Annotated in this window: 6 protein-coding genes; 2 read left to right on the forward strand and 4 right to left on the reverse strand. The window is 71.2% G+C overall.

Features of this window, described 5'->3' with window-relative positions:
• Positions 1-227: 227 nt before the first annotated feature.
• A complete protein-coding gene (locus VET29_RS21745) occupies positions 228-989 on the reverse strand; it encodes an enoyl-CoA hydratase/isomerase family protein (protein WP_324923351.1) in 762 nt (253 codons plus the stop codon).
• Positions 986-2,479 (reverse strand): hypothetical protein, encoded by a 1,494-nt coding sequence (locus VET29_RS21750; protein ID WP_324923353.1) that lies wholly within the window; start codon positions 2,477-2,479, stop codon positions 986-988. The genes VET29_RS21745 and VET29_RS21750 overlap by 4 nt, the downstream gene beginning before the upstream one ends.
• Positions 2,480-2,540: 61 nt before the next feature.
• Between VET29_RS21750 and VET29_RS21755 the strand changes: the two genes are divergently transcribed.
• Together VET29_RS21755 and VET29_RS21760 are read left to right on the forward strand one after the other, a co-directional pair.
• Complete coding sequence (locus VET29_RS21755; protein ID WP_324923355.1) at positions 2,541-3,761, forward strand: PQQ-dependent sugar dehydrogenase; 1,221 nt, start codon at positions 2,541-2,543, stop codon at positions 3,759-3,761.
• 32 nt (positions 3,762-3,793) lie between these two features.
• Positions 3,794-5,221, forward strand: a complete 1,428-nt coding sequence (locus VET29_RS21760) for a class I adenylate-forming enzyme family protein (RefSeq protein ID WP_324923357.1) — start codon at positions 3,794-3,796, stop codon at positions 5,219-5,221.
• Positions 5,222-5,464: 243 nt separating this feature from the next.
• On the opposite strand, the gene VET29_RS21765 is transcribed toward VET29_RS21760, so the two are convergent.
• Both VET29_RS21765 and VET29_RS21770 read right to left on the reverse strand, forming a co-directional pair.
• Positions 5,465-6,064, reverse strand: a complete 600-nt coding sequence (locus tag VET29_RS21765; RefSeq protein WP_324923361.1) for a TetR/AcrR family transcriptional regulator — start codon at positions 6,062-6,064, stop codon at positions 5,465-5,467.
• A gap of 117 nt (positions 6,065-6,181) precedes the next feature.
• Positions 6,182-6,718 (reverse strand): acyl-CoA desaturase (locus VET29_RS21770; RefSeq protein WP_324923359.1); only part of this gene is annotated, 537 nt, incomplete at its 5' end.

The following is a 6,718-nucleotide window of genomic DNA, read 5'->3' on the forward strand; positions in this document are numbered from 1 at the left end:
GGGCCGGGCAGGCCGGGGTGGCGCGGCGGGCCGGGCGCGGCGGGCCGGGCCGGGTAAGGCCGTGCCGGGTGGGGGTGGCTGGATGAGGCGGGGCGGACCGGGTGGCGCGGTGGGCGGGCCGGGCGGGCGGGTGGGCCGGGATCGAGCAGGATATGAGGATGGCCGGAAGAAGCCAGGCCGGGCGAAAGCCGCGCCCGGTTGGTGGCGTCTGCCTTGGTCTCCGAGGGTCAGAAGCGGGGTGGGCGCTTCTCGAGGAACGCCTGGACGCCTTCCGCGTAGTCGGGGCTGGTTACCGAGGCCTCGTACAACTCGTGGACCGTCTCGTCGTCGGTGGGGTGGCCGTCCCGGGTTCGGGCGATGATTGTCTTGGCGCCTCTGAGCGACACCTGGGACCGGCTTGCCATCGTCTCGGCCAGGGCCAGTGCGCGTTGGACCACCTCGGCGGCCGGATGCAGTTCGTTGACCAGGCCTATCCGTAGGGCCGTCGGGGCATCCACCAGCTCGGCCGTGAACAGGATCTGGCTTGCCCACGCCGGGCCCACCGCGTCGACCAGGCGCTTCGTTGACGTCGCGTGGTACACGATGCCCAGCTTCGCCGGGGTGATGCCGAAGCGGGCGTCGTCCGCGCCCACTCGGATGTCGCATGCCAGGGCTATCTCGCAGCCGCCGCCCACGCATACGCCGGTGATGGCCGCGATGGTTGGCTTGGTCAGCTCGGCGATCGAGCGCTCGCCCGCGTGTACCGCGGCGCTGTAGCGGCGGGCGCCCGCGGGATCGGCCCGCAGGCTGGTGAACTCGCTGATGTCCGCGCCCGCCGAGAAATGGTCCGTGCCGCGGATCACCAGGGCCCGCACCCACTCGTCGGCGTCCACCTTCTCCAACAACAAGGGGAGCGCCGACCACATCTCGAAGCTCATGGCGTTGCGCTTCTCGGGGCGGTCGATCGTCAGGACCGCCACCGCGCCGGCTGTCTCCAGGGTCAGCGTCACGCATTCACCGTAGACAGCACCGCCCGCAGCGCCGCTATATCCTCGGTCACCCTCGTCTGGCGGTCCTGCAGCTCACGCCTCGTCTTCGCGAACATCTCCACCCGGTTCGCGACGTCGTTGCGCAGGGTCTCCCGCAATTGACTCGTCGTCTCCGCCGCACTGCGCCGGTCTCGCGCGTCCACCACCTGCTGGTACACCCCGATCCCGATGGCGGCCGCGGCCACGATCGCCCAGCCCCAGCCGGCGAAGACCGCCAGCACGACGAAGCCCAGGGCCACGGCGAACGCGCCGATCGCGGCCTGGCGACGCCTGGACTCGACCTTCGTCATCTGTGCGACCGTCGCCACCGCCTTCTCCAGGGTCGTCCGGTCCGCCTCGGTCGGGGTGATCGTCACCTGGCCGTACCGCGTGCGGACCGCCAGCGCGTCCGGCGCCGGCGTGCGCGCGGTCTCCGCGTACTTCTCCGCCACCGACATGACCACGTCGGCACTCGCGCGCAGCGCCAGCGCGCGGCGGTCGGGCACCGCCGACATCAGGTCCTCGCGCAGCAGATCAGTCGCCGACCCGGCCGGGCTGTCCCAGGTGGCCGACGCGGTCTTCCTGTTCTCGATGGTCGCCCGCAGCTCGCGTTCGCGCGCCAGCAGTGGCAGCTCCACCGGGCTGCCCTCGTCGATCAGCAGGTCCAGCGAGCGGCGCACCAGTGGGTCCTTGGTGGCCGCCGGTTCGCCGCTGTACGCATCCAGTGTCGAGGTCACCGACGCACGCAGTGCCGTCAGCCGCTCGCACGCCTGCAACGCCGTCGCCAGCTCGCCGCCGCCGTCGAGGTCCTTGGGCACCTCCACGACCGTGGTCGGCACCGCCAGCTGGCGGACCGTGTCCGCCAGTGACTCGTCGGCCACCGCGCTCAGCAGGGTCGCGCACCGCTCCCACGCGACCGGCCCGAAGAAGCCGTCCGCGGCGAGCAGCCACGCCGCGCGCTGGTAGTTCGGCACCGGGTCCGTCACCGACGTCAGGATGTCGTCGAGAACCGGCAGCCGGCCGCCCAGCACCGCCGCCGCCAGCACGTGGAAGGCCTTGGCGCGCAGCGGGTCGCGGGCCACGGCCAGAGCCAGCGCGTCGGGGTCGACCGCGCCGTCGGCCACGCCGCGCACCGCTACCAGCGCCGGCGCGAGCCAGTAGCCCTCGGCGTCGTCGACGTCCACGATGGACTGCCCGAGAAGCAACTGCTTGGCCTGGTGCCGGACCCGCCCGTGCCGGTCGAACAACCCGAGCGTCACCCGCAGGTCGCTGATCTCCACGAACGCGTCGAACGCCGCCGACAGCCTGACCAGCCGCTGCTCGATCGAGCCGCTGACCTTCGACAGCTCGGCCCTGAGCCGGGCCTGTGACGCCCGCGACTGTGACAGCGCGGCACTGACGTTGCCGAGGTCCTGCTCAAGGCCCGAAAGTCGCTTGTTCTGCGAGTAGTCGGTCCACCAGTTGTCGCTCACGAGTCCTCCCTGGACGGGTCACCACACAACAGTGCGACGCGCGTCCCGGCATTCTGGACCCATGCGAACCCGGACGAGTTTCGCCGCGGTCGTCGCCGCGCTCGCCACGCTCACCGCCTGCACCGAGTCGCCGGCACAGCGTGACGTCGGACAGGTCCCCGGCACCGGCACGAGCGAGCCGACCGCGCCGAGCAGCACGAAGACGCCGCAGCTCAAGATCGAGACGGTCGCCGGTGGCCTGTCGCACGGCTGGGACATCGGTTTCCTGCCCGGCGGCAAGGTCCTGGTCTCCCAGCGGCCCGCGAAGCTCGCGCTCCTGTCGAGCAGCGCGCCCGGCGCCACGGTCACCGGCCTCAAGGCCGACCTCTCCGACGTGCTCGTGCAGGGCGAGGGCGGCCTTCTCGGCCTGGTCGTGCACCCCGACTTCGCCCAGTCCCGGCAGTTCACCACCTGCCAGACCCACACCAACAACGGCCAGCCGACCGACATCCGCCTCGTCACCTGGCGCCTGTCCGACGACGAGAAGGTCGCCACCCGGGTGAAGGACCTGCTCACCGGCCTGCCGCTGAACCCGTCCGGCCGCCACTCCGGCTGCCGGCCGACGCTCGCCCGCGACGGCGCGCTGCTCGTCGGCACCGGCGACACCGCACGCGGCAACATCTCGCAGGACCGCACGCTGCTGGGCGGCAAGGTGCTGCGGCTCGACCTGAAGACCGGCGACCCGCTGCCGGACAACCCGTTCATCGACTCGAAGAACAAGAACGAGCGGTACGTCTACACCTACGGTCACCGCAACATCCAGGGCGTCGCGCTGCGGCCGGAATCCGACCAGGTCTTCACCGCCGAGCACGGCCCGGACAAGAACGACGAGGTCAACCTCATCCAGGCGGGCAAGAACTACGGCTGGGACCCGGCGCAGGGCGGCACGGTCGGCGGCTACGACGAGGGTGTCCCGATGACCGACCTCGACCGTTTCCCGGACGCGGTCCCGGCGAAGTGGCAGACCGGCGACATCACCGAGGCCGTGTGCGCGGCGACGTTCCTCGACGGTGACCAGTGGGGCACGCTCGACGGCACGCTGGTGATCACCGCGCTCAAGGGCGCGAAGGTCATCTTCCTGACACTGTCCGAACAGGGCGACGTGAAGTCGGTGGCCGTGCCGCAGGAGTTCGACTCCACGTTCGGCCGGCTGCGAGCGGCTCGCACCGGCCCGGACGGTGCGCTGTACATCACCACGAGCAACGGCGACGACGACAGGCTCCTGCGCGTCACCCCGGCCTGAACCGAGCGGCGCGCCACGGCGTAAAAGGCCGCATGAGCACCTTCCCGCAGCCGTTGCTCGACTCCTTCGCCGCCGACCCGGGGCGCACGGTCATCGAGCACGGCGAGCGGCGGGTGTCCGCTGGCGAACTGCTGGCGACCGTCCGCCGCATGGCGGGTGCGCTCCGGGCGGCCGGCCTCGGCCACGCCAGCGGCGTCGCCATGCTGACCGGTGTCACGCCGGAGGCGTTCGCCGCGTACCTCGCCGCGAGCGTCCTCGGCTGCCGGGTCATCGGCGTGCGCCCCGGGTACTCGCCGAGCCAGCTCGCGCACATCCTGGCCACCGGCGTCGACGCGCTGGTCACCGACGGCCGGACCAGCCACGGCCGGACGCTGACCATCGGCGAGCTCGACGCGGGCACGCCGCTCGACGAACACGCCGACGGCCGCCCCGGCGACGTCGCCCGGCTCATCTACACGAGCGGCAGCACCGGCACCCCCAAGGGCTGCATGCAGAGCTACGCGGCGATGTCCGACCACTGGTCCTGGGCGCCCCACATGTGGGACGAGGACACCAGGGACCTGGCCGGCTGCGGCGACCGCTACCTCCTGTTCGGCACGCTCGCCTCCGCGGTCGTGCAGGACTACGCCGTGCTCGCGCTCCACAACGGCGGCACCGCGGTCATCCCGGAGCCGAACCAGCCGCTGGCGCAGGCCATCCCGCGCCTCCGCATCACCGGCACCATCATGAACGTGCCGCGGCTGTACCACTTCCTCGACGTGCTGCGCGCCGACGACGTGGACACCTCGTCGCTGAAGGGCATGATCGTCGCGGGCTCCCCGCTGCCGCCGCACCGCCTGCAGGAGGCCGTCGACCGGCTCGGCCCGGTGATGTACCAGGCGTACGGCCAGAGCGAGGCCGGCAACCTGACCGTGCTGACGCCTGCGCACATCGCGAAGTACGGCCCGGAGATCCTCTCCTCCGTCGGTCGCCCACACGCCCATGTGGACGTCGCGGTGCGTGGCGGCGAACTGTACGTGCGCACCCGCTACGCGATCGACGGCTACTGGGACGACGAGAAGGAGACCGCCGAGGTCCTCACCGACGGCTGGATCCGCACCCGTGACCTCGGCTACCTGGACGAACGGGGCTTCGTGCACCTGACCGGCCGGGCCCGCGACGTCATCATCGTGAACGCGTTCCCCCAGTACGCGGGCCCGATCGAGGCGGTGCTGACCGCGCGGCCGGACGTCGACCAGGCCTACGTCGTCGGCGCGCCGGACGAGCTGACCGGCGAGGCGGTGCACGCGTTCGTGGTTCCGACGGGCGGCCGCGTGCCGTTCGACGACGCGCTCCGCGGCGCCGTCCTGAACGCGCTGGGCCTGGACGCCGTCCCGAAGACGATCACGTATCTCACCGAGGTGCCGGTCGCGGACAGCGGCAAGCCGGACAAGCACGCGCTGCGTGCCTCGCTGGGCTGATCGGGTGGCCGCCGCCCGCGACGATGGACGGTGTGCCGGACCCACAGGACCCAGACGCCGCAACGGTTGCCCGGCTCGTCACGGGCCAGCTTCCACAGTGGGCCGACGAACCGGTCCGTCCCGTCGGCGGGCCGGGCGTCGACAGGCTGGTGCGACTGCCGAGTTCCTGTTGGCACTACAGGGAATCGACGCCTCGGCAACCTCGACACGAGGCCGAACTGTGGGACCGCACGCTCGCGACCGTCAGTGCTTCTCCAGCAGCCGGGGCGAGCTCTCCAGGTGGGACAGTCCGTTCCACGACAGGTTCACCAGGTGCGCCGCCACCTCCTCCTTGCGCGGCTTGCGCACGTCCAGCCACCACTGCCCGGTCAGCGCGACCATCCCCACCAGTGCCTGGCTGTACAGGGCGGCCAGCTTCGGGTCGTACCCGCGCGAGGAGAACTGCACCCCGAGGATGTTCTCCACCTGCGACGCGATGTCGTTGAGCAGTGAGGAGAACGTGCCGGTGGCCGACGCGACCGGCGAGGCACGCACGAGGATCCGGAACCCGTCCGCCGACCCCTCGACGTAGTCCAGCAACGCCACGGCCGCCCGTTCCAGCAGCATCCGGGGATGCGCGTCCTCGTGGAGCGCGGAGGTCATCTGGCTGAGCAGGTAGTGCATCTCCCGGTCGACGACGACCGCGTACACGCCTTCCTTGCCACCGAAGTGCTCGTACACCACCGGCTTCGACACGCTCGCCCGGTGGGCGATCTCCTCGACGGACGCCCCGTCGAAACCCTTCTCCGCGAACAGCGACCGCGCCACGTCCAGTAGCTGCTGCCGCCGCTCCTCGCCCGTCATCCGCACACGCGGCACCGGCGCCTCCCCTCGCCGGGGAGGCGCCGTACGTGCCCGTTCTCGCCGCCTTGCCGCCATTCGCCTCACCCTAGAGGGGCGGACCGACAGTCGGCGGTCTATTTACGCTTCCGCACCCGCCGAGATCTTCGCCAGACGCTGTGGCGTCGGCCACCGGACACTGTGCACCCAGCCGAACTTCTCGAACAGCCAGATCATCCGGGCCGAGGTGTCGATCTGGCCACGCTTCACGCCGTGACGCGCGCACGTCGGGTCGGCGTGGTGCAGGTTGTGCCAGGACTCGCCGAAGGACAGGATCGCGAGCGGCCACACGTTGGCGGCCTTGTCGCGGGACACGAACGGCCGGTCGCCGATCATGTGACAGATCGAGTTGGTCGACCACGTGACGTGGTGCAGGATCGCGACCCGCACGAGGCCGGCCCAGAAGAACGCGGTCAGCGCGCCCCACCAGGACCAGCTGATCAGCCCGCCGAGCACCGCGGGCAGCAGGAACGTCGCGGTCGTCCAGATCGCGAACAGGTTGTTGACCCTGACGATGTCCTTGTCGGCCATCAGGTCCGGGGCGAAGCGCTCCTTGTTGGTGAGGCCGCGGTCGAACACCCAGCCCATGTGCGCGTGCCAGGAACCCTTGGCCAGCGC

Source organism: Actinophytocola sp. (assembly GCF_035634895.1).
Lineage (GTDB): Bacteria > Actinomycetota > Actinomycetes > Mycobacteriales > Pseudonocardiaceae > Actinophytocola.